Source organism: Actinoplanes sp. NPDC049316 (assembly GCF_040677315.1).
GTDB lineage: Bacteria > Actinomycetota > Actinomycetes > Mycobacteriales > Micromonosporaceae > Actinoplanes.
Genome location: NZ_JBFAQM010000001.1, coordinates 413,446 through 436,262 on the forward strand (window position 1 = coordinate 413,446; position 22,817 = coordinate 436,262).

A 22,817-nucleotide genomic window follows, 5' to 3' on the forward strand; every position below is an offset into this window, starting at 1 on the left:
AGGAGCAGACATGACCCAGCAGCGGGTACGCCACCTGATCTCCATCGACGACCTCACCGACGACGACCTGCGGGCCCTCGTCGCGCGGGGCGCGGAGCTCTCGGCGGCCGGCGGCGAGCGGGCGGGTGGACGCCGCCCGCTCGCCGGGACCGTGGCCGGCATCTACTTCAGCAAGACGTCCACCCGCACCCGGACGGCGTTCTCCGCGGGCGCGCTGCGGCTGGGCGCGCAGATCGTCGCGTACGGGCCCGGCGACCTGCAGCTCAACACCGGCGAGACGGACGCGGACACCGGCCGGGTGATGTCCCGGATGCTCGACGTGCTCGTCGCGCGGACCGCCGGGGACCCCGCGCAGATGCGCGAGTGGGCGGCGCAGGAGCGGATGGCGGTCATCAACGCGATGAGCGCCGAGGAGCACCCGACCCAGGCCCTCACCGACCTCACCACGATGCTGCGGCGCTTCGGGCGCATCGACGGGCTGCGGGTGCTCTACGTCGGCGAGGGCAACAACACCGCCACGGCGCTGGCGCTCGCCCTCACCCGCTTCCCGGGGGTGGCGCTGGAGATGCGGACACCACCCGGGTACGGGCTGCCGGCGGCGTATCGGCTCGGCGCGGTGGAGCAGGCCGAGCGGTACGGCAGCTCCTTCCTCGAACGGCACGACATGGACGGCCTGCCCGACGAGCTCGACGTGATCTACACGACCCGCTGGGAGACCACGGGCACGGTCAAGCCGGACCCGCGCTGGCGGGACGTCTTCGCACCGTTCACTGTGGACTCGTCGCTCTGGGAGGCGAGCCCCAAGGCGGTCTTCATGCACGATCTGCCCGCCAACCGGGGCGACGAGGTCAGCGCGGAGGTGCTCGACGGGCCGTACAGCATCGCCTTCGACCAGGCCGAGAACAAGATGCACAGCGCCATGGCGGTGCTCGAGTGGTGCCGGCCCGCGGACGGCTCACCGCGGTGACCGCCGTCGGCCAGGCGCCGCAGCCCGGGGCGCCGCCCGCGCCGCTGCGCCGCAACCGGGACTTCCTGCTGCTCTGGTCCGGTGCCGGGGTGTCCTTCGTCGGCGCCCGGGTCAGCGCCGTCTGCTACCCGCTGATCGTCCTGTGGCACACGGACTCGCCGCTGGCGATGTCGGTGGTGTCGTTCGCGGCGTTGCTGCCCCTGCTGCTCGTGCAGCTGCCGGCCGGCGCGCTCGCCGACCGGTGGGACCGCCGCCGCCTCATGATGGTCTGCGAGGCGGGCCGCGCGCTCGTGCTCGGTAGCCTCGCCGTGGCGCTGGCGCTCGGCTTCGTGTCCGTCGCCCACCTGGCGGCGGTGGCGTTCGCCGACACCAGCCTGGCGGTGTTCTACAAGCTCGCCGAGCGCGGCGCGGTCCGCAACGTCGTGCACCCCGCGCATCTGGGCCAGGCGCTGTCGCAGAACGAGGCCCGCAGCCGCGCCGCCGGGCTGATCGGCCAGCCCGGCGGGGTGCTGCTGCAGAGCGCGGCCCGCTGGGCGCCGTTCACCTTCTCGGCGCTCGCGTCCGTGGTCTCGCTGCTGACCCTGCTGGTCATCAAGCGCGAGTTCCAGGGCGAGCGCACGGCCCGGCGCAAGCTCACCGCCGAGGTGCTCGACGGGCTGCGATGGCTGCTGCGGCAGCGGTTCCTGCGCGCGGCGCTGGTCTTCGTGGCGCTGAGCAACATCCTCTTCCAGGTGCTCGCCCTGACGCTGATCGTCGTGGTCAAGGAGGAGCACCGCAGCCCGGCGACGCTCGCGGTGATCCTCGGCATCGGCGGCGCCGGCGGGATCGTGGGCGCCCTGACCGGCGGGTGGTGGGTGCGCCGCCTCACCCAGCGCGCGACCCTGCTCGGCGGGGCGAGCGCGTGGGCCGTGCTGATGAGCGCCATGGCCTTCACCCGCGAGCCCGTCGTGCTGGGCCTGCTGTTCGCCGCGACCGGCTTCGTCGGCTCCATCTTCAACGTGACGGCAGCGGTCTACCAGGTCCGCGTCACGCCCGACGCGCTGCAGGGCCGGGTCGCCGCGGCGATGAACATCGTCGGCTCCGGCACCAACACGCTGGGCTCCCTCATCGGCGGCCTGCTGCTGACGGCGTGGGGCGGCGGAGCCACCCTGCACGCCGTCGGCGCCGCGATGGCCGCGCTGGCGCTGGGCTGCGCGCTGGCACCCGCGCTGCGGACCGAGGAGCGGACCGCCGCGGCCGCGCAACCCGGGAAGGACGACAGACCATGACCGACATCCGCAGGCAGGCCCGGCCCGAGGACTGGTTCCGCGCGTACCGCCGGGTCGTCGAGCCCCGCACCCGCCTCGTCTGCTTCCCGCACGCCGGCGGCAACGACCAGCTCTTCCAGGGCTGGTCCGCGCTGCTGCCGGCGGACGTGGAGCTGCTCGCCGTGCGCTACCCCGGACGTCAGGACCGGCTCGCCGAGCCGTGCGCCACCGACATGGCCACGCTCGCCGACGACGTCACCGCGGCGCTCACCCGGTGCCCGCCGCGCAGCGTCGCGTTGTTCGGGCACAGCATGGGCTCCTCGGTCGCGTACGAGGTCACGCTGCGGCTGGAGGCCGCCGGGATCCCCGTACGCCGGCTGTTCGTGTCGGCCCGCGCGGCGCCGCACCGGGCCGAGCCCACCGGCCTGCACGAGCTCGGCGACGACGCGCTCGTCGCCGGTGTCCGCCGCCTCGGCGACCTCGGCTCGGCGGCGTACGACCACGCGGAGCTGCGTGAGCTGCTGCTGCCGGCCCTGCGCGCCGACTACGCCCTCGTCGAGGGGTACCGCCCCGCCGCGCCGGCCCCGGTCCGCGCGCCCATCACCGCCTACGTCGGCGACCGGGATCCCGGCTGCGTGCCGGAGCGGGTGCGGGCCTGGTCCGAGCTGACCGCGCCCGGGCGGTTCGAGCTGCACAGCTTTCCGGGTGACCACTTCTACCTGGCACCGCGCCAGGCCGAGCTCGTCTCGCACATCACGAGGCGGCTGTCGTGAACGAAAGGGGAAGTCAGTGACGCAGACCGAACACATCCGGGTCTGGTCCCCGCTGGAGATCCCGGCGGTCGGCCGCACCGGGCCCGACGGGCTGATCGCGCGGCTGGGCGACCTGGGCGCCGGGGTCGGCGACCTGCTCACCGAGCACAAGGCGCTCGTGTTCCGCGGCTTCGGCATCACGCCGGAGACGCTCGACCCGGTCTTCGACCACCTGCTGCCCAACCGGCTCGCGTACGTGCACGGCAACTCGCCGCGCACCAAGGTCGGCAGCAACGTCTACACCTCCACGGAATACCCGCAGGAGTTCACCATCTCGATGCACAACGAGATGAGCTACGCGCACGCCTGGCCGGCGCGGCTGGCGTTCTACTGCCAGGTCCAGCCGGGCAGCGGGGGAGCCACGCCGGTACTGGACGCCGCGCTGTGGCTGCGCTCGCTGGACCCCCAGGTCCGCGAGGCCTTCGCCGGCGGCGTGCGCTACGTGCAGAACCTCCACGACGGGTACGGCTTCGGCAAGAGCTGGCAGGACACGTTCGAGACGACCGACCGCGCGCAGGTCGAGGCGTTCCTCGCCGACGCGGGCGCCACCTGGGAGTGGAAGCGCGACGGCGGCATCCGGGTCAGCTCGGTGCGCCCGTCCACCACCCGCCACCCGGTGACCGGCGTGGAGGTGTGGTTCAACCAGGCGGACCAGTGGCACCCGGCCGGCCTGGGCGACGACACCGCGGCCGCGCTCAGCCAGATCATGCCGGAGGACGAGCTGCCGCAGCACGTCACGTTCGCCGACGGCTCGCCCATCCCGGCCGAATACATCCCGCAGATCCGCGACCGCGGGCTCGAGAACGCCGTCGACGTCGACTGGCGCGCCGGCGACCTGATGGTCATCGACAACGTGGCGCTCGCGCACGGCCGCCGGCCCTTCACCGGCGACCGCCGCGTCCTCGTCGCGATGTCGGACTGAGCGCCGCCGAGAGCAGGGGAGCACGCCGACATGACGAGCAGCACCAGGGAATCCGTGGCGGCGGTCCGGCGGGCTCCGGCCCCCGGCGCCGACGTCCACGAGTACGTCCGCGAGCACCGTGAAGACCTGCGCCGCACCCTCACCGAGCGGGGCGCCGTGCTGCTGCGCGGCTTCCCGGTCGGCGGGGTCGAGGGCTTCGACGGGGTGGTCCGCGCCTTCTCCGGCTCCGCGCCGCTGACGTACGCCGAACGGTCCTCGCCGCGCAGCACCATCAAGGGCCAGGTCTACACCTCGACGGACTACCCGGCCGAGGAGGAGATCTTCCTGCACAACGAGAACTCGTACCAGGCCGTCTGGCCGCGCACCCTGTACTTCTACTGCATCGAACCGGCGCACACGCAGGGCGCGACCCCGCTGGCGGACATCCGGGAGATCTACCGCACCCTCGATCCGGCCGTACGCGAGGAGTTCGAGCGCCGCGGCTGGCGGGTGGTCCGCAACTTCCACGCCGACTTCGGGGTGCCGTGGCAGCAGACGTTCGGCACCGACGACCGTGCCGCCGTGGAGGCGTACTGCCGGGACCGTGGTCTGTCCCCGCACTGGCGTCCCGACGGTGGGTTGCGGACCGTCGCGGTCCGCGCCGCCGTGCACACCCACCCGGTGACGGGGGAGAAGGTGTGGTTCAACCACGCCACCTTCTTCCACGTGACCACGCTCGCCGCGGACGTGCGGGAGGGGATGCTGGCGATCTTCGACGAAGAGGATCTGCCGACCAACACGTACTACGGCGACGGCGGCCGCATCCCGGACGACGTGATGGAGCATCTGCGGGCCACGTACCGGGGCGCGTCCACCCGGTTCGACTGGGAGCGCGACGACGTCCTGGTCGTGGACAACATGCTGGCCGCGCACGCCCGCGAGCCGTTCACCGGTCCCCGCAGGATCGCGGTCGCGATGGCGGAGCCGTCCGCCTGAGCACCGGCACACCCAGCGTGCCCCCAGACATCCCGCCGGCCGGTGGGACTGTCTGGGGGCACGGGTGCTTCGGGTCGCCGGGAGCCCGCAACGGGGGAGCGGCCTCCCGGCAGGACCGACCCGAAGCGGATCAGGTCCGGCCGGTGCTCACTCGCGGGCGCCGGCGAGCTCCACCGGGCGGGTCCGCAGGGCGCCGACCGCGGGCAGCACGGAGGCGACCACGGCGACCACCGCGCACGCCCCCAGCGTCTGCGCGAGCGTGGTCCAGGGCAGCACGACCGACGACCAGACCGACAGGGCGGCCAGCGAGCCCCAGATGCCGAGCACGTTGAACGCCGTCACGATCGTGCCCAGGACCGCGCCGACCACCACCACCGTCAGCGCCTCGACACCGACGAGCACGAGGATCTGCCGTTTCGTGGCGCCGGCGAGCCGCAGCACCGCGAGGTCGCGTACCCGGTCCGAGGTGGCCATGACCATCGTGTTGCCCAGCGCGATGCCGGTGTAGATCAGCGCGATGCCGAGGACCACCAGGTAGCCGACGCGGGTCTGCCGGCTGTTGCTCGGATACTCCGACCGGATCCACTCGGCCCGGGTCTGCACCTCGGCCCCGGTGGGCTGCAGGGCGGCCCGGACCGCGGCCGTTCCGGCGGTGGCGTCCGCGCCGGCGGCCCACGTGACCTCCAGCCGGTCGGGCGCCACCCCGGGCGCGTTGCGCGGCGTCACGTACACGCCGTTGTTGCCCGTGCCGGCGGCGATGACGGCGGCGATCCGCAGCGACTTCTTCGTGCCGTCGCCGAGCCACACGTCGACCCGTTCGCCGACGGTGCGCCGGGCCCACTCGTCGTTGACGACGATGCCGTCGTCGTTCAGATCGGCCAGGTCGCCGGCCTGCACCGGCAGCTCGCGGCTGGTGGCGAGCTCCCGCGGGTCGACGGCCTGCGCGTCGGAGCGGATGAGGGCCGTGCCGTCCTCGAGCGTGTAGACCGCGGTGGTCGCGCTGGCCGTCACCGCGGCGCCGGGCACCGCGCGTACCTGCGCCACCGTACGGGCGTCGAACCCCCCGGCCGCGTCGTCCGCCTGCACGATCAGGTCGGCGTGGGTCTGCTGCCGGATCTCGGCCGCCTTCGCCTCGTTGATCGTCGCCGTGGCCCCCAGCAGCGAGCCGGCCAGCGCCACGGTCACCAGCACCGGCGCCGCGATCGCCGCGGTCCGCCGCACCCCGGCGGCGGCGTTCTCCCGCACGAGCATGCCGGTGGCGCCGGGCAGCTGGGCCGGGAGCCAGGCCAGCATCCGGGTCAACGGCCGGACGAGGATCGGCGCGAGCAGCGCGACCGCGGTGATCAGCAGCATCGGCTGGGTCGTGTAGGTCTTGCGGTGCAACGCGTCGCCGGGGTCGGCGAGCATCCGCCAGAACAGCATGCCCAGCCCGGTGGCGAGCAGCCCGGCGCCGAAGATCCAGCGCCCCAGCGTCATGGCCTTGCTGTCCACCGAGGCCTCCCGCAGGGCCTCGACGGGCCGGATCCGCCCGGCCCGCACGGTGGCGACGGTGACGCCGGCCAGCGCCACGAGCAGCCCCGTCCAGAACGCCACGTGGTACGGCCACGTGTGCGCCCCGATCGTGAACCAGGGCGGGGCCAGCCGCTCGTCGACCAGCAGGCTCGCGAGCCACGGGGCGCCGTACGAGCCCAGCACGCACCCGGCCACGGAGGCGAGCACGCCGACCACCGCGGCCTCCATGAACATCATCGAGCGGACCTGTCGCGGCGTGGCCCCGGCCGTGCGCATCAGGCCGATCTCCCGGCGCCGCTGGGCCACGGCGAACGCGAAGGTGGACGCGACCACGAAGACGGAGACGAACGTGGTGACCCCGCCGGCGGTGCCGAGCAGCGCATTCATGGCGATCAGCGCGTCGCGGTCGCGGTGTGGATCGGGGTCGGCCCGGTGCCGGTCGTCGCCGGTGAGGACCTGGACGTCCGCGCCGGGGCCGACGACCGTACGCACCACGTCGGGCGCGGCCCGCACGACCAGGTTGTCGATCCGCGGCGACAGCTTCGCGGCCTCGCCGTCGGTGAAGAACACGGCCTTCTCGAACGGGGCGGGCGTGACCACGCCCGACACCGTACGGTTCCCCAGGCCCGCCGGGGTGCGCACCGGCACCGCCCGGCCGAGCAGGGACGCGTCGCCGGCCACCACGATCTCGCCGGGCTTGCGCGGCTCGTGCCCGGCGGTGAGCCGGTACCCGCCGAAGGCGGCGACGGACCACGGGTGCCCGACGAGGCTGTCGCTGTCGCCGTCGCCCGCGGTGACCCGGACGGGGAACGAGCGGTCGGCGACCGTGGGCGCCTTGGCGGCGAGGGCCTTCGCGACCTCGGGCGCGACGCCGCGCGGCTGGGCGAGCGGCTGGGTCCGGTCGCCGATGGGCGAGGGCACGCGCAGCTCGTCGGCGCCGCGGACCACCACCGGCGCGCCGGCGAAGCGCTCGGGCTGCTGCTCGGGGGCGTCCAGCGTCGACGCCAGGCCCAACCCCATCGTCGCGATCAGGGCCACGCCCAGCGCGAGCGCGACGAAGGTGCCGACCAGCGTCACCCAGCGGGTCCGCAGCGTACTGAGGGTCACGGTCAGCACGCCACGGTCTCCATCTGCGTCATCCGGGCGGCGACGGCCTCGGCGGTCGGGGACTCCAGCTCGCCGTTGAGATGCCCGTCGGCGAGGAACACGACGCGGTCGGCGTACGAGGCGGCGACCGGGTCGTGGGTCACCATCACGATGGTCTGCCGCTGCTCGTCCACCATGGACCTCAGCATCGTGAGCACCTCGCGGCTGGTGGTGGAGTCCAGCGCGCCGGTCGGCTCGTCGCCGAAGAGCACCTCGGGCTGCGTGATCAGCGCGCGGGCGATCGCGACGCGCTGCTGCTGGCCGCCGGACATCTCGCCGGGGCGATGCTTCGCCCGGCCCGCCAGCCCCACCCGGGCCAGGACGTCCTGGACCTCGGAGCGGCCGGGCCGGCGCCCGGCGAGGCGCAGCGGGAGCGCCACGTTCTGCTCGGCGGTCAGCGCGGGCAGCAGGTTGAAGGACTGGAACACGAAGCCGATGCGCTCGCGGCGCAGCAGGGTCAGCTTCGTCTCGTTGAGCGTCGTCAGGTCGGTCTCACCGAGCAGCACGGAGCCGGCGGTCGGGCGGTCGAGGCCCGCCGCGCACTGCAGCAGCGTCGACTTGCCCGATCCGGAGGGGCCCATGACAGCGGTGAAGGTGCCCTCGGAGAAGGACAGGGAGAGATCGTTCAGAGCGGTCACCGCTCCGTCGCCCGCGCCGTAGGTGCGGGTGACGGAACGGAGCCGGATCGCGTCACGGGTCATGGTGTCAACCTTGGTGTACGGCGGGGCCGCGCACAGCCTCGCGGGGATGAGTCTTTGCGGTAGTGCTAGCGATACCGGACAGGGGGCACCGGCGTCCGATGACGCCGGTGCCCCCTGGGTTCGCGATCCGGTCAGACCGTGACGAGCGCACGCTCCCGGTGCGCGGCCGGTGGCCGCTCGAGCTCGCCGCTGAGCACGGCCCGGTACGTGGCGGTGATCAGCGCGCCCGGGTCCACCCCGAGCTCGTCGGCGAGCCGGCGTCGTCCCTCGTGGAAGACCTGCAGCGCCTCCGCCTGGCGGCCGTTGCGGCACAGCGCCGTCATCAGCTGCGCGCGCATCCGCTCCCGCAGCGGGTGGTCGGCGACCAGCCCGGTCAGCTCCGCGACGAGCTCGCGGTGCCGGCCCAGCTCCAGATCGGCCTCCACTTTGTTCTCCACCGCGGCGGCGCGCAGCTCCTCGAGGCGAGGAAGCTCGACGGCCGCCATGTGCTCCGTGACGTTGGAGAGCGCGTTGCCGGGCCACAGGCCGAGCGCCTCCCACAGGTGGTCGCTCGCCCGCTCGTACCGGCCGTCGTGCAGCGCCTGGCGGCCCTGCTCGGCGAGCTCCTCGAAGCGCACGAGGTCGATCTGCGCGCCGCTCGTGCGGATCGCGTACCCCGGGAGGCGGCGCTCGATCTCCGCCCCGGCGCCGAGCTGCTTGCGCAGCCGCGACACGTACGTGTAGATCTGCGCGCCCATCGTGACCGGCGGCGACCATCCCCAGAGCAGGTCCGCCAGCCGGCCGTCGGACACCACCCGCCCCCGGGCGAGCAGCAGCGCCGCCAGGACGGTCGTGACCTTCGTGCCCGACAGGGTCACCCGGGTCGTGTCGTCGCGGGTCGCCTCCACCGGGCCGAGAATCCTGAATTCCATGCATCCCCCGTTGCCGTACGTGATGGGTGCCCAATGTGCATGGGCGATCACCCAGGAGTAATCCTCCGGGCTCTCCACCTCGGCCGGGTGCCTGTGGGGCGTCAGGAGCCTGCGATGGCAGCAGGTTGCCACGTACGAATCATGGAAAGGTGCTATAAATTCGGACCTGTGACGTGAGGAATCGTTCAGGTGGTGATGCCGGGCAGCCCTCCGGCGCCGCGCGCGACGAGCATCCCGATCAGCGTCCAGGCCACGGCCCACACCACGCTTCCCGCAACCGACCAGGTCAGATACGTACGCCAGGGGGTCCGGACCATGCCGCACAGGGTGGGCACCAGCGTGCGCAACCCCGGCAGGAACCGTCCGACGAGGACGGCGGCGCTGCCCCGCCCCTGCACCAGCGCGAGAGCCCGCGCGGTGTGCCGGCGCCGCATTCCCGCGCCGGGCCCCGACTCGAGCGCCGCCGTCTTCCACCGCTTGCCGGCCCAGTAACCGATGAGGTTGCCGAGCACGGCCCCGAGCAGCGCGGCGACGATGGTCGCGGCCAGCGGGACGACGCGGTGCGAGGCGAGCATGCCGCCGACCACCACCGCGCTCTGCCCCGGCACGAGGACGCCGATGAAGGGGACGGCGGCCTCCAGCGCCGGCAGCATCAGGACCACGAGCAGGGTGCCCCACAGCCCCAGCGTCGTGACGTTGTCGGCCAGCCAAGCGGTCATCGGGCGCTCACCCTCCAGCGGCGTGGTCGTACGGTGCGGATGCACTTCCTCAACAAAACAGGAATGGCGGGCCGCGCACACGCCTCCGGATGTGAGTCTTGCCGGTAACGCAGGCACTACCTCCGACGGTCGTACCTGCTGGCTGGAAAGGCGATCCCGGGCCGTCTACGGTTGTCCGAGTGAGCGCGCAAAACGTGTGGCAGGCCCTGGCCCGGCCCGGTTTCCTGCTGTCCGGATGGCCTTTGCGCGCCGCGGGATATCTGACCGCCAATGGACTGACCGGATTGCTCACGCTGGTCGTCGCGGTGCTTCTGTTGTCCGCCGGCGGCCTGCTGGCGGTGGTGGTCGTCGGCATCCCGCTGCTGGGTGCGGTGGCGCTGCTCGGGCTGCCGGTGGCGGGCATCGAACGCTGGTCGCTGCGGATGATCGACGACCGGCCGGTGCCCGAGGCGCACCGCACGCCGCCGCGCCCCGGGCTGAGCTCGTGGCTGCGGACCCGGTTCACCGAGCCGGTCACCTGGCGCGAGCTCGGCTACGCGACGCTGCTCATGCTGGTGCTCTGGCCCATCGACCTGCTCGCCGTGATCCTGGGGGTGACCGTGCCGCTCGCGCTGCTCGCCACCCCCGTGCTGTTCGCCACGGTCGGCGAGGGTGAGCAGGTCAACGTGCTGAAGGCGTACGCGGTGACCTCCTGGCCGGCGGCGTTCGCCTCGTGCGCCGCGGGGGTGGCCGCCCTGGTGGCGTGCGCGTACGGGCTGGGCCTGCTGGCCGGCTCGCGCGGGGCGCTGGCCCGGGTCATCATCGTCCCGGACGCCGCCCGGCTCGGCGACCGGATCACCGAGCTGACCCGTTCCCGGGTCCGGCTGGTCGACGCCTTCGAGGCGGAGCGCGGCCGCATCGAGCGGGACCTGCACGACGGCGCGCAGCAGCGGCTGGTCGCGCTCACCATGATGCTCGGGGTGGCCCGGCTCGACGCGCCGCCGGGGCCGCTCGCGGAGCAGCTGACGCGCGCCCACGACGAGGCCGGAAAGGTTCTCGTCGAGCTGCGCGAATTGATCCGCGGCATTCATCCGCCGGTCCTCACCGATTTCGGCCTGGAGGCGGCCGTGCTCGATCTGGCGGCGCGCTCCGCGGTGCCGGTCGACGTTTCACTCACGCTGCCGCAGCGATTTTCGCGGCCGATCGAGTCGACCGCCTATTTCGTCGTGTCCGAGGCGCTGTCGAACATGGCGAAGCATTCCGGCGCGGACCACGGCGAGATCACCGGCGGCTATTCCGAGGGCCGTCTGGTGGTCGGCATCTGCGACAACGGTCACGGCGGCGCCGACATCGAGGCCGGGACCGGCCTGCTCGGCCTCGGCGACCGGGTTTCCGTCGTCGATGGCAGACTGTCGCTGTCCAGCCCGCCGGGCGGACCCACCCGAATGACTGTGGAGATTCCTTGCCAGCCGCTTCCGAACTCCGAATAGTTCTCGCCGAGGACAGCGTTCTGCTGCGGGAGGGCCTGATCGGCCTGCTGGCACGGTTCGGGCACCGGGTCGTCGCGGCGGTATCCGACGCCGACGGCCTGCGCGAGGCGGTCGAGACGCATGACCCCGACGTGGTCGTGACGGATGTGCGCATGCCACCCGGCTTCAAGGACGAAGGCCTGCGCGCCGCCGTGGAATTGCGCCGCAGCCGCCCGGCCCTGCCCATTCTCGTGCTCAGTCAATACGTCGAGACGATGTACGCGACGGAATTGCTGAACGCCGGCGACGGCACGAGCGTCGGGTACCTGCTCAAGGACCGGATCGGGCAGGTGGAGGAATTCCTCGACGCCCTCGGCCGGGTGGTGGCCGGCGGCACCGTGGTCGACCCCGAGGTGGTTCGGCAGATGCTGCGCCGGCGCCGCAATCCTCTCGAACCGCTCACCGCCCGGGAGCGTGAGGTGCTGGCGCTGGTGGCGGAGGGCCGCTCCAACGCCGCGATCGCCGCGCGGCTCGTGGTGACCGAGGCGGCGGTCGCGAAGCACATCCGCAACATCCTCCACAAGCTCGACCTCCCGCAAACCGAGGAGAACCACCGGCGCGTGCTGGCCGTGCTCACGTTCCTCCGTTCTTGACCTCTGACCTGCGCCTTTGCCGCCCGCGAGGGCTCCGCACGCGGACGATTGCGGGATCCGGCAAGACGCGGCGCGGTATGGCATCTTCCGGCCATGACACCTTGCTGCCACCGCCGCCAACTGGACCGAAACTCGACTGACCGGTCGCGTTCGCCACGTTCGACGGTATTCGCCGGTTTTAAGGGCCTTGGGTTGGCGACGTAGTTTCGTGCAGAATTCCCACGGTCGTCGCGGTGCGCCCGCGACGATGCGCTCGGTAGGTCATGGGGGAGGAGCACTATGCTGGCCGATCTCGGCTTGGGAACGGACGCGGAAGTTGTCTATCAACAATTGTTGAAACATTCGACAGCGACTGCCGCGGATATCTCCAGCCAGTTGAAATGGTCGTCCCGGCGGGTCGGCGGCGCGCTGGAAGAATTGGCGCGGCTGTCGCTGGTGCGCCCGTCGCTGGAGGCGCCGGGCGCGTTGCGGCTCATTCATCCGGAGATCGGCCTCGGCATGCTGCTCCAGCGGCGCGAGGCCGACCTGCTGGAACGCCAGCGGGCCATGGTCCACACCCGCGCCGCGATCAGCCGAATGGTCGTCGAATACGGCGAGAGCCGCCCGCCGGCCGATCGGGTCGGCGTTCAGACAATGACCGATCTCGACGCCATGTACGCCTGCAGCGAGCGGCTTTCCCAGGCGGCGGTCAGCGAGGTGGTCGTCGTGGCGCCGGGCGTCATCCCGGGTCCCGAGGGCCGCATCGTGGAAACGGTCGACATGCGATTGCTGTCCTGTGACGTCACTGCACGCTGCATTTTTCTGGACAGCATCGTGAATGACGCGACGACCATGTGCCGGGTCGGCGCGCTCATCGATGCGGGCGCCGAGGTGCGCACGGCGCCGTACCTGCCTCCCCGAATGACCATCTACGACCGGACGACCGCCATCCTGGACCTCGACCCGGAGGCGCCGGGCGACGGCGCGCTGGTGCTCACCGGGGCCGCGCCCGTCGCGGCGCTGCACGCGCTGTTCGAGAACGTCTGGCGCCAGGCCACCCCGCTGGGTGGCGACGAGCCGGCACCGGACGAGGAGCTGACCCGCCAGGAACGGGTCGTCACCGAGCTGCTGGCCGCCGGCTACACCGACGAGGTGGTGGCCCGCAAGCTGGGTGTCTCGGTGCGGACGGCGCGGCGGATCGTCGCTTTCCTCATGAAGCGGCTGCGCGCCAGCAGCCGTTTCCAGGCGGGCGTCCGCGCGGCCGAGCGGGGCTGGCTGGGCTCCGGCCGCGCCTGAGCCGGCCGCCGGCAGCACGGGATACGCGATATAGAAGCCGTATAGCGGGCCTCCCGACGCTGGCGTGACCTCGCGCCCCCTCGGAAGGGACGGTTCGGCCATGGACGCAGGGATACGCCCGGCCTCGGAGCCACGCCCGTTCGAACCGGTGGAGGTGCGGCTGCCGGGCCACGCCCCGGTGTGGGGCGTCGGGCCGGCCGAGACCATGTCGGTCTGGCGGGAGATGACGCCGGACGGTATGTACGGCCGCGCCGCCGCCCGGCTGCGCCCCGGCGACCGGGTGCTGGACATCGGCGCGAACATCGGGCTCGCCTCGGTGTTCTTCCACGACGTCCAGCCGGGCGTCACCACGGTCGCGGTCGAGCCGGCCCCGGACCTGTACGCCTGCCTGCGCGCGAACCTCGCCGCGCACGTGCCGGGCTCGGAGGCGGTCCGCGCCGCCGTCACCGACCGGGTGGGCCGCAGCGCCTTCGTCTACTACCCGAACGCGCCGAGCAACTCCGGCCTGCACGCCGACCCGGTGACCGACGACGAGCTGACGCGCCGCTACCTCGCGAACTCCGGGGTCGAGGAGGAGTTCATCGACATGGTGCTCGAAGGGCTGCACGACGGGGTCAGCCTCGAGGTGCCCACGCTGACCGTCTCGACGCTGCTGCGCGAGCGGCCGTACGCCGACTTCGCGCTGCTCAAGGTCGACGTCGAGCGCGCCGAGTGGGAGGTGCTGCGCGGCATCGAGCCGGCCGACTGGTCCCGCATCGGCGAGGTGGTGGCCGAGGTCCACGACGAACAGGGCCGCCTCGACGCGTGCTGCGCGCTGCTGCGGTCCCGCGGCTTCCGGGTGACCGTCGACCAGGATCCCGCCCTCGCCGGCACCGAGCTGTACGAGATCGAGGCCCGCCGGATCTGACGTGGACGTACGGGTCTCAGGGACGGATGCCGCGGACGGCCCAGGCCCGCGCCGTGAGCCGGATGCTGCCGTCCGGCTCGACGGGGACCCGGCGGCGCAGGGCCTCCCGCACCGCGACGCGCTTGTCGTCGCCGAGCGCGGCGAGGTACGCCGGGGCCGGGCCCTGCCCACCGAGGAACGGCTGCCAGTAGTCGTCCCAGCCGGTGAACTCGGTAGGGATCTCGACGGGCCGCACCGCCACGTCGGCCAGGCCGGCATCGCGCCACAGGGCGGCCAACGGCTCCGGCCGACACAGCGGGAACCGCGTCCCCTCGTCCTGTCCGCCGTCCGGGTCGGCCTCGGCCGCGGCGTCCCAGAAGAGCCGCATCATCGTCATGCCCCCGGCGTAGTCCCAGACGTACGCCGCGACCGTGCCGCCCGGGGCCGTGACCCGCGCGAACTCGGCCGCCGCGCGGGCCGGGTCCGGGACGAAGTTGAGCGCCAGGCCGCTGACCACCGCGTCGAACCGGCCGTCGCCCAGCGGCAGGGCACGCGCGTCGCCGGCCACCCGGTCGCCGGTGTTCTGCCGCAGGAAGCCGAGCGACGGGTCCACGCCGAGCACCCGCTGCGCCCCGGCCGCGCGGGCCGCCGCGGTCAGTGCGCCGGTGCCGCACCCGGCGTCGAGCCAGCGCCGGCCCGGTGGCACGGCCAGCCACGTCACGAACTCGTGGGCGACCCGGCGGCTCCAGCGGCCCACGTACGCCTCGTAGGCGTCTCCCATGTCCCACACATCGCGCACCATGCGCGCCACGATAGGTTGGTTTCATGCCGAACAGGCCCGTACGCCCTGCCAGGACCGGCGTCGTCACCCGCGTCGAGCAGCTCACCCCGCACATGGTCCGGATCGTCGTCGGTGGCCCCGGCCTCGCCGATCTGCAGGCCGGCGAGTTCACCGACCACTACGTGAAGGTGCTGTTCCCGCAGCCCGGCGTGGACTATCCGGAGCCCTTCGACATGGGCGCGATCCGAGAGAACATGCCCCGCGAGACGTGGCCGGTCGTGCGGACGTACACGGTGCGCCGGTGGCTGCCCGAGGTCCCCGAGCTCTGGCTGGACTTCGTGGTGCACGGCGACGAGGGCGTCGCGGGCCCGTGGGCGAGCCGGGCCCGCCCCGGCGACCCGGTGCGGTTCACGGGCCCCGGCGGCGGGTACGCCCCGGATCCGGCCGCCGGCTGGCATCTGCTCGCCGGTGACGAGAGCGCCCTGCCGGCGATCGCCGCGGCACTGGAGGCCCTGCCCGCCGGTGCCCGGGCGTACGCGTTCCTCGAGGTCGCCGACGCGGGCGAGGAGCAGAAGCTGGAGACCGCCGCGGATGCGGAGATCAGCTGGCTGCATCGCGACGGCCGCCCGGCCGGGGAGGCGTTGGTCGCCGCCGTCCGGGGCCTCGCCTGGCCGGACGGCGACGTGCAGGCGTTCGTCCACGGCGAGGCCACGTTCGTCAAGGAGCTGCGCCGGCTGCTGCGCGTCGAGAAGCAGGTCCCGCCGGCGCGGCTGTCGATCTCCGGCTACTGGCGTCGCGGCCTCAACGAGGACGGCTGGCAGTCGAGCAAGCGTGAGTGGAACCAGCAGGTGGAGGTCGAGCAGGGCGCGTAGGCGTCAGCGGCCGTACGCCTCCAGCAGCCGCAGCCAGATCTCGCTGACCGTCGGGTACGCCGGGACGGCGTGCCACAGCCGGTCGAGCGGCACCTCGCCGACCACCGCGATGGTCGCCGCCTGCAGCAGGTCGCTGACGTCGGGGCCGACGAACGTGACGCCGAGCAACACCTTGCGCTGTTCGTCGACGACCATCCGGGCGGTGCCGGCGTAGCCGTCGCTGTGCAGGCTCGCGCCGGCGACGTTGCCGATCTCGTAGTCGACGACGCGGATGTCGTACCCGGCTTTGCGGGCGGCGCGTTCGGTGAGCCCGACCGCGGCCACCTCCGGGTCGGTGAAGACCACCTGGGGGACGGCCCGGTGGTCGGCGGTGGCGACGTGCCGGCCCCAGGCATCGTCGGCGACCGGGGCGCCGGTCGCCCGGGCGGCGATGACGTCGCCGGCCGCCCGGGCCTGGTACTTGCCCTGGTGCGTGAGCAGCGCCCGGTGGTTGACGTCGCCGGTCGCGTACAGCCAGTCGTAGCCGGTGACCAGCATGGTGTCGTCGGTGTGCAGCCAGTCCCCGGGGGTGAGACCGACCGTCTCCAGCCCGGCGTCGCCGGTGCGCGGCGTGCGGCCGGTGGCGACGAGCACCTGCGCCGCTGTGACCGGTTCGCCGTCGCCGGTCTCCACGGTGATGCCGGCGTCCGAGCGCGACACTCGCGTCACCGGGGTGTTCAGCAGGACGGTGGCGCCCTGTTCGCGCAGCGCCTTGGCGACGGCCTCGCCGGCGAACGGCTCCATCCCGGCGAGCAGGCCGCTGCGCGCGAGAAGGGTGACCGCGCAGCCGAAGGACGCGTACGCCGTGGCCATCTCGGTGGCGACGACCCCGCCGCCGATGATCGCCAGGCTCTCGGGGACGTGCTGGGCCTCGGTGGCCTCGCGGCTGGTCCACGGCCGGGCGGCGCGCAGCCCTTCGACGTCGGGCACCAGCGCGTCCGAGCCGGTGGAGAGCACGACGGCGTGCCGGGCGGTGAGCACGGTCTCGGTACCGTCGGCGGCCGTGACGGTGACCTGCTTGACGCCGCTGAGCCGACCGTGGCCGCGGACCAGCGAGATGCCGGCGCTTGCGACCCAGTCGGCCTGGCTGCTGTCGTCCCAGTCATGGGTGAAGGAATTGCGGCGCTTGAGCACCGCAGCCACGTCGAGCTCGCCGGTCACCGCCGCCGCGGCCCCCGCGACGGTCCGCGCCGCCCGCAGCGCCTGCCCGGGCCGTAGCAGCGCCTTGGAAGGCATGCAAGCCCAGTACGAGCACTCGCCCCCGACCAGCTCCCGTTCCACCAGGGCGGCGGTGAGGCCGCCGCGCACCGCCCGGTCGGCCACGTTCTCTCCGACGGGGCCGGCTCCCACCACGATGACGTCGTATTCGTTCATGTGACCCATGATCCTCCCCTCGCCGCGAAAGCCGGCGCGCCCGGCCGCCGCGAAAAGTGTCCGGCGCGTTTCGGGCTCAATGCGTTGTAATTGCGCGACAGATCTTGCAAGGTCTTGCATGGACGTTGTGACCAGGGTTAGCGTGCCTCGTCCGGAGCCGATAGGAAGGCCTCGATGTGGAGATCTCGCGGGTGAGCAGGCTGCTGCTCGCCGTCCTTCTCGTTCTCGGCGTGTGGGTTCCCACGCCGGCCCAGGCGGCGCCGGCCGCGCCCGGCTGGGGTTTCGACCGGCCCGGCACCGCCACCCGCAACGACCAGTTCTACTTCGTCCTGCCGGACCGCTTCGCCAACGGCGACACCCGCAACGACCGCGGCGGGCTGGCCGGCGACCGGATGTCCACCGGGTACGACCCGACCGACAAGGGCTTCTACCACGGCGGGGATTTGCGGGGCGTCATCGACCGCCTCGACTACATCCAGGGGCTCGGCACGACCGCGATCTGGCTCGCCCCGGTCTTCAAGAACCGGCCCGTGCAGGGCAGCGGCACCGACATCTCGGCCGGCTACCACGGCTACTGGATCACCGACTTCACCCAGGTCGACCCGCACTTCGGCACGAACGCCGACCTCAAGCGGCTGGTCAAGCTCGCGCACGCGCGGGGCATGAAGATCTTCCTGGACATCATCGTCAACCACACCGCGGACGTCATCAAATACAAGGAGAACACCTACGCGTACGTCGACAAGGCGACGAAGCCGTACCGCGACGCGCAGGGGCGTGCCTTCGAGGACCGCAACTACGCCGACGGCACCCGGGCGTTCCCGAAGGTGAACAGCGCGTCGTTCCCGTACACGCCGGTGATCGGCGCCGCGGACAAGAACGTCAAGGTGCCCGCCTGGCTGAACGATCCGACGATGTACCACAACCGCGGCGACTCCACGTTCGTCGGCGAGAACAGCGAATACGGCGACTTCTTCGGCCTCGACGACCTGTGGACCGAGCGGCCCGAGGTGGTCCGCGGCATGACGAAGATCTACGCCGACTGGATCTCGGACACCGGCATCGACGGCTACCGCCTCGACACCGTGAAGCACTCCAACCTGGACTTCTGGCCCCAGTTCGCATCCGGCATCCAGGCCGCCGCGAAGCGGGCCGGCAAGCCCGGCTTCTTCATGTTCGGCGAGGTCTACAGCGCCGACCAGGAGGTCGAGTCGACGTACGTGCGCCGCGGCGGACTGCCCGCCACGCTCGACTTCTCCTTCCAGGCCGCGGCGAAGTCCTACACCGCCGACGGCGGCTCCGCGAAGGCCCTGGCCGACCTGTACGCGAAGGACGACCTCTACACCACCGACGACACCGGCGCCGGCCGCCTGCCGACCTTCCTCGGCAACCACGACATGGGCCGCATCGGCTCCTTCGTGGCCGCCGGCGGCACCGACCCGGCCACCCACCTGCGCCGCGACGAGCTGGCCCATGAGCTGATGTTCCTGACCCGCGGCCAGCCGGTGATCTACTCCGGTGACGAGCAGGGCTTCACCGGCCCGGGCGGCGACAAGGACGCCCGGCAGGACATGTTCGCCAGCCGGACCGCCGACTACCTGGACGACGACCTGCTCGGCACGGACCGCACCCACGCGCAGGCCAACTACGAGACCGGTCACCCGATCTACCGGACCATCGCCACGCTCGGTGCCCTGCGCAAGGCCCACCCTGCGCTGCGCGACGGCGAGCAGATCACCCGCTACGCCGCCGACGGGCCGGGCATCTTCGCCGCGTCCCGCATCGACCGCAGCGAGCGCCGGGAGTACGTCGTCGCGGTCAACAACGCCACCACCGCGCAGACCGTCACCGTGGACACCTGGACGCCGAACGCCTCCTTCCAGGGCGTCTACGGGGGCGCGGGCGCCCGGGCCACCGGGGCCGACGGCAAGCTGACCCTCACCGTCCCCGCCCTGTCGGCCGTCGTCTACCGCGCCGGTTCGACGGTCGCGAAGGCCGCCGCCGCCCCGGCCGTCCAGATCTCCTCGCCGGAGGCCGGCGCGTACGTGCCCACCCGGACGGACCTCACCGCGACCACCACCGGCGACCCCCTCGCGACCGTGACCTACGAGGCGAAGGTCGGCAACGGCCGCTGGACCACGCTCGGCACCGCGGAGGTGGCCCCGTACGGCATCCACCACGACCTGACCGGCCTCGCCGGCGGCACCCCGGTCACCTACCGCGCGACCGTGCGCGACAGCCGGGGCCGTACGGCCACGACCACCCGCGCGATCAAAGTCGGCACCCCGGTCACCACGTCCGGGCCGGAGTACGCCGTCGTGCACTACCAGCGCCCGGCCGGCGACTACGGCGACTGGGGTCTCTACGCCTTCGGCGACATCGACCCGTCCGCGGCGACCACGTGGCCGCAGGGGCAGCCGTTCGCCGGCGAGGACGCGTACGGTCGCTTCGCCTGGGTGAAGCTCAAGCCCGGCGCCAAGAGCGTGGGTTTCATCGTGGTCGACAAGAACGGCGTCAAGGACGTCTCCGCCGACCGTTTCCTCGACCCGTCGGTGAACCCGGAGATCTGGCTGAAGCAGGGTGACCCGACGATCGTCACCGAGCACGCGGCCGCCCCGCAGGACCAGAACACGGCGGTCATCCACTACCGCCGCGCCGACGGCGACTACAGCGGCTGGGGCCTGCACGTGTGGGACGGCGCCGCGAACCCGACGGACTGGTCGTCGCCGCTGGCGCCCGCCGCGACCGACGCGTACGGCGTGACGTTCCGGGTGCCGCTGGCCGCCGGCGCCACCGGGCTGAACTACATCATCCACAAGGGCGACGCCAAGGACCTCCCTGACGACCAGCGGCTCGACTTCGCCGCCGCCGGGCGTGAGGTGTGGCTGCTGGCCGGCGTACCCGATCGTCTTCTGCCCGTGGTGCGCAAGGCCGGCGGCGGCGGGACCGTGGACGTCACGAAGTCCGCGGCCGTGTGGCTCGACCGCGAGACGATCGCCTGGAAGACGGGCGAGACCGACGGGCGGGTGTACGACCTGGTCTGGGCGCCCGGCGGCGGCCTCGACCCGGCGGCGCCGCAGCACAGCCTGCGCCTGAGCGCGCAGCGCAACGGGCTCACCGAGGCCCAGCGGCAGAAGTACCCGCACCTGTGGCAGTACGAGGCCTTCAAGCTGCCTCGCGGCGCCGACGTCCGCGAGCTCCTCAAGGGCCAGGTGGCGGTCACCGAACGCGATGCGCAGGGCAAGCTGCTCTCCGCCACCGGCGTGCAGCTCGCCGGCGCGCTCGACGACCTGTACGCGGCGGCGACCTCGGCGAAACTCGGCCCGACGTTCGACAGCGGCCGCCCGCGGCTGGCTGTGTGGGCGCCGACCGCGCAGGACGTCAAGCTGGAGCTCTCGGACACCCCGGCGGCCCCGGTCCGCGTGCTGCCGATGACGCGCGACTCGCGGACCGGCGTCTGGTCGGTCGCCGGCGTCCGGGACTGGAAGGGCAAGTACTACCGTTACCGCGTCACCGCGTGGCAGCCCGCGGCGCGCAAGGTCGACACGGTCAGCGTGACCGACCCGTACTCGGTGGCGCTGTCGGCCGACTCCACCCACAGCCAGATCGCCGACCTGGCCGATCCGGCGCTCGCCCCGGCCGGGTGGCGCGGCCTGCGCAAGCCGGCCCCCGGCAAGATCCAGATCAGTGAGCTGTCGGTACGGGACTTCTCCGCCGACGGCACGTACGCCGCGTTCACCCGCCCGGACACCCCCGGCATGCGGCACCTGCGCGATCTGGCGAAGGCCGGCACCACGTACGTGCACCTGCTGCCGGTGTTCGACTTCGCGTCCACCCCGGAGCGGCGGGCCGATCAGAAGCAGCCGCCCTGCGACCTGGCCTCGTACGCGCCGGACTCCGACCAGCAGCAGAAGTGCATCGCGGCGGTCGCCGACCAGGACGGCTACAACTGGGGCTACGACCCGCTGCACTACACGACGCCCGAGGGCGGCTACGCCGTGAACCCCGAGGGCGCCGCGCGGACGAAGGAATTCCGGGAGATGGTCGCCGGGCTCAACGGCGCCGGCCTGCGCGTGGTCATGGACGTCGTCTACAACCACACCCCGGCCGCCGGCAACGACCCGCACTCGGTGCTGGACCAGATCGTGCCCGGCTACTACCAGCGCCTGCTCGAGGACGGCACGGTCGCCAACTCGACGTGCTGCGCCAACACCGCGCCGGAGAACGCGATGATGGGCAAGCTCGTCGTCGACTCGGTCGTCACGTGGGCCAAGGCGTACAAGGTCGACGGGTTCCGCTTCGACCTCATGGGTCACCACCCGAAGGCGAACATCCTGGCCGTGCGCCAGGCCCTCGACAAGCTCACCGTCGCCCGCGACGGCGTCGACGGCAAGAAGATCTACGTGTACGGCGAGGGCTGGAACTTCGGCGAGGTGGCGAACGACGCCCGCTTCGTGCAGGCCACCCAGCAGAACATGGCCGGTACGGGCATCGGCACCTTCAACGACCGGCTGCGCGACGCCGTCCGCGGCGGCGGCCCGTTCGACGAGAACCCCCGCGTGCAGGGCTTCGCGTCCGGCCTGTTCACCGACCCCAACGGCGACGCCGTCAACGGGACGGCGGCCGAGCAGAAGGCGCGGCTGCTGCACGACCAGGACCTGATCAAGGTCGGTCTCACGGGCAACCTCGCCGACTACCGCTTCACCGCCTCCGACGGCGCCGCCACGACCGGACGGCAGATCGACTACAACGGCTCGCCGGCCGGCTACAACGCCAAGCCGGTCGAGGCCATCACGTACGTGGACGCGCACGACAACGAGATCCTGTACGACGCGCTCGCGTACAAGCTGCCGCAGGCCACCTCGGCGACGGACCGGGCGCGCCTGCAGTCCCTGGCGCTGGGGGCCACCGCGCTCGGGCAGGGCCCCGGCTTCGTCACCGCCGGCAGCGAGCGGCTGCGGTCCAAGTCGCTGGACCGCAACTCGTACAACTCCGGGGACTGGTTCAACCGGATCAGCTGGGACTGCACGCAGGGCAACGGCTTCGGCCGCGGCCTGCCCCGGGCCGCCGACAACGAGGCGAAGTGGCCGTACGCGAAGCCGCTGCTGGCCGACCCGGCGCTCAAGCCGGGCTGCGCCGCGGTCGACCTCGCCGACGCGCGCTACCGCGAGCTGCTGCGGATCCGGAGCTCCTCGCCGGTGTTCGGCCTGCCCAGCGCGGCCGAGGTGCAGAAGCGGCTGGCGTTCCCGCTCTCCGGCAAGGCGGAGACCCCGGGCGTCATCACGATGACCCTCGACGGTCGCGGCCTGGACCGGCACTGGAAGTCGGTGACCGTGGTCTTCAACGCCACCCCGGCCGCCGCCACCCAGACGGTGGGCAAGCTGCGCGGCGCCGCCGTCAGCCTGCACCCGGTGCAGCGGTCCTCGGCCGACCCGGCGCTGCGGGCGGCGTCGTTCGCCCCGGCCACGGGCACGTTCACCGTCCCGGCCCGGTCGGTGGCGGTGTTCGTGCAGTCCTGAAGGTTCGCCATCTGTGTTCGCGCCGGCCGCGGCCCGGTTTCCCGGGTCGCGGCCAGCG

The 22,817-nt window shown here is 72.7% G+C and carries 17 protein-coding genes; 11 read left to right on the forward strand and 6 right to left on the reverse strand.

All coding sequences use genetic code 11. The annotated features are described in order from the left end of the window. The first annotated feature begins 10 nt into the window (after positions 1-10). Genes AB0K03_RS01790 through AB0K03_RS01810 form a run of 5 tightly spaced genes read left to right on the forward strand, consistent with a single transcriptional unit; the run spans position 11 to position 4,923 of the window. Complete coding sequence (locus AB0K03_RS01790; RefSeq protein WP_364678999.1) at positions 11-967, forward strand: ornithine carbamoyltransferase; 957 nt, start codon at positions 11-13, stop codon at positions 965-967. Beyond that, on the forward strand, positions 934-2,235 hold the full coding sequence (locus tag AB0K03_RS01795) for an MFS transporter (RefSeq protein WP_364679001.1): 1,302 nt from the start codon (positions 934-936) through the stop codon (positions 2,233-2,235). Before AB0K03_RS01790 ends, AB0K03_RS01795 begins: the two co-directional genes overlap by 34 nt. Continuing rightward, a complete protein-coding gene (locus tag AB0K03_RS01800) occupies positions 2,232-2,987 on the forward strand; it encodes an alpha/beta fold hydrolase (RefSeq protein WP_364679003.1) in 756 nt (251 codons plus the stop codon). Before AB0K03_RS01795 ends, AB0K03_RS01800 begins: the two co-directional genes overlap by 4 nt. A gap of 16 nt (positions 2,988-3,003) precedes the next feature. After that, on the forward strand, positions 3,004-3,948 hold the full coding sequence (locus tag AB0K03_RS01805) for a TauD/TfdA family dioxygenase (protein WP_364679006.1): 945 nt from the start codon (positions 3,004-3,006) through the stop codon (positions 3,946-3,948). 30 nt (positions 3,949-3,978) lie between these two features. Continuing rightward, positions 3,979-4,923 (forward strand): TauD/TfdA family dioxygenase, encoded by a 945-nt coding sequence (locus AB0K03_RS01810; protein ID WP_364679009.1) that lies wholly within the window; start codon positions 3,979-3,981, stop codon positions 4,921-4,923. Between the two features lie 147 nt (positions 4,924-5,070). On the opposite strand, the gene AB0K03_RS01815 is transcribed toward AB0K03_RS01810, so the two are convergent. The 4 genes from AB0K03_RS01815 to AB0K03_RS01830 all read right to left on the reverse strand — a co-directional run bounded on the left by AB0K03_RS01815 (position 5,071) and on the right by AB0K03_RS01830 (position 9,912). After that, a complete protein-coding gene (locus AB0K03_RS01815; RefSeq protein ID WP_364679011.1) occupies positions 5,071-7,551 on the reverse strand; it encodes an FtsX-like permease family protein in 2,481 nt (826 codons plus the stop codon). Further along, entirely contained in the window at positions 7,545-8,282 is a 738-nt protein-coding gene (locus tag AB0K03_RS01820) for an ABC transporter ATP-binding protein (RefSeq protein WP_364679013.1), read from the reverse strand. The genes AB0K03_RS01815 and AB0K03_RS01820 overlap by 7 nt, the downstream gene beginning before the upstream one ends. Positions 8,283-8,413: 131 nt before the next feature. After that, complete coding sequence (locus AB0K03_RS01825) at positions 8,414-9,193, reverse strand: AfsR/SARP family transcriptional regulator (RefSeq protein WP_364679016.1); 780 nt, start codon at positions 9,191-9,193, stop codon at positions 8,414-8,416. A 185-nt stretch (positions 9,194-9,378) separates the two neighbouring features. Continuing rightward, positions 9,379-9,912: a DedA family protein gene (locus AB0K03_RS01830; RefSeq protein ID WP_364679019.1), complete on the reverse strand. Its 534-nt coding sequence runs from the start codon at positions 9,910-9,912 to the stop codon at positions 9,379-9,381. Positions 9,913-10,091: 179 nt separating this feature from the next. Between AB0K03_RS01830 and AB0K03_RS01835 the strand changes: the two genes are divergently transcribed. The 4 genes from AB0K03_RS01835 (at position 10,092) to AB0K03_RS01850 (ending at position 14,195) form a co-directional block, all read left to right on the forward strand. Then, positions 10,092-11,381 carry a sensor domain-containing protein gene (locus tag AB0K03_RS01835; protein ID WP_364679022.1) on the forward strand — a complete coding sequence of 430 codons (1,290 nt, stop codon included), beginning with the start codon at positions 10,092-10,094 and terminating at the stop codon, positions 11,379-11,381. Then, positions 11,354-12,013 carry a response regulator transcription factor gene (locus tag AB0K03_RS01840; RefSeq protein WP_364679024.1) on the forward strand — a complete coding sequence of 220 codons (660 nt, stop codon included), beginning with the start codon at positions 11,354-11,356 and terminating at the stop codon, positions 12,011-12,013. The genes AB0K03_RS01835 and AB0K03_RS01840 overlap by 28 nt, the downstream gene beginning before the upstream one ends. 279 nt (positions 12,014-12,292) lie before the next feature. After that, positions 12,293-13,288: a LuxR C-terminal-related transcriptional regulator gene (locus AB0K03_RS01845; RefSeq protein WP_364679027.1), complete on the forward strand. Its 996-nt coding sequence runs from the start codon at positions 12,293-12,295 to the stop codon at positions 13,286-13,288. 100 nt (positions 13,289-13,388) lie between these two features. Continuing rightward, the gene (locus tag AB0K03_RS01850; protein WP_364679029.1) at positions 13,389-14,195 is read left to right on the forward strand and encodes an FkbM family methyltransferase; all 807 of its coding nucleotides are present in this window, start codon (positions 13,389-13,391) and stop codon (positions 14,193-14,195) included. A 16-nt stretch (positions 14,196-14,211) separates the two neighbouring features. On the opposite strand, the gene AB0K03_RS01855 is transcribed toward AB0K03_RS01850, so the two are convergent. Further along, positions 14,212-14,976: a class I SAM-dependent methyltransferase gene (locus tag AB0K03_RS01855; protein ID WP_364679032.1), complete on the reverse strand. Its 765-nt coding sequence runs from the start codon at positions 14,974-14,976 to the stop codon at positions 14,212-14,214. A 23-nt stretch (positions 14,977-14,999) separates the two neighbouring features. Here AB0K03_RS01855 and AB0K03_RS01860 point away from each other — a divergent pair, with 23 nt between their 5' ends. Then, the gene (locus tag AB0K03_RS01860; protein ID WP_364679035.1) at positions 15,000-15,827 is read left to right on the forward strand and encodes a siderophore-interacting protein; all 828 of its coding nucleotides are present in this window, start codon (positions 15,000-15,002) and stop codon (positions 15,825-15,827) included. 3 nt (positions 15,828-15,830) lie between these two features. Here AB0K03_RS01860 and AB0K03_RS01865 read toward each other — a convergent pair whose 3' ends face one another. Beyond that, the gene (locus AB0K03_RS01865; protein ID WP_364679038.1) at positions 15,831-17,240 is read right to left on the reverse strand and encodes an NAD(P)/FAD-dependent oxidoreductase; all 1,410 of its coding nucleotides are present in this window, start codon (positions 17,238-17,240) and stop codon (positions 15,831-15,833) included. 191 nt (positions 17,241-17,431) lie between these two features. Here AB0K03_RS01865 and pulA point away from each other — a divergent pair, with 191 nt between their 5' ends. Next, on the forward strand, positions 17,432-22,759 hold the full coding sequence (gene pulA, locus AB0K03_RS01870; protein ID WP_364679040.1) for a pullulanase-type alpha-1,6-glucosidase: 5,328 nt from the start codon (positions 17,432-17,434) through the stop codon (positions 22,757-22,759). Positions 22,760-22,817 lie beyond the last annotated feature (58 nt).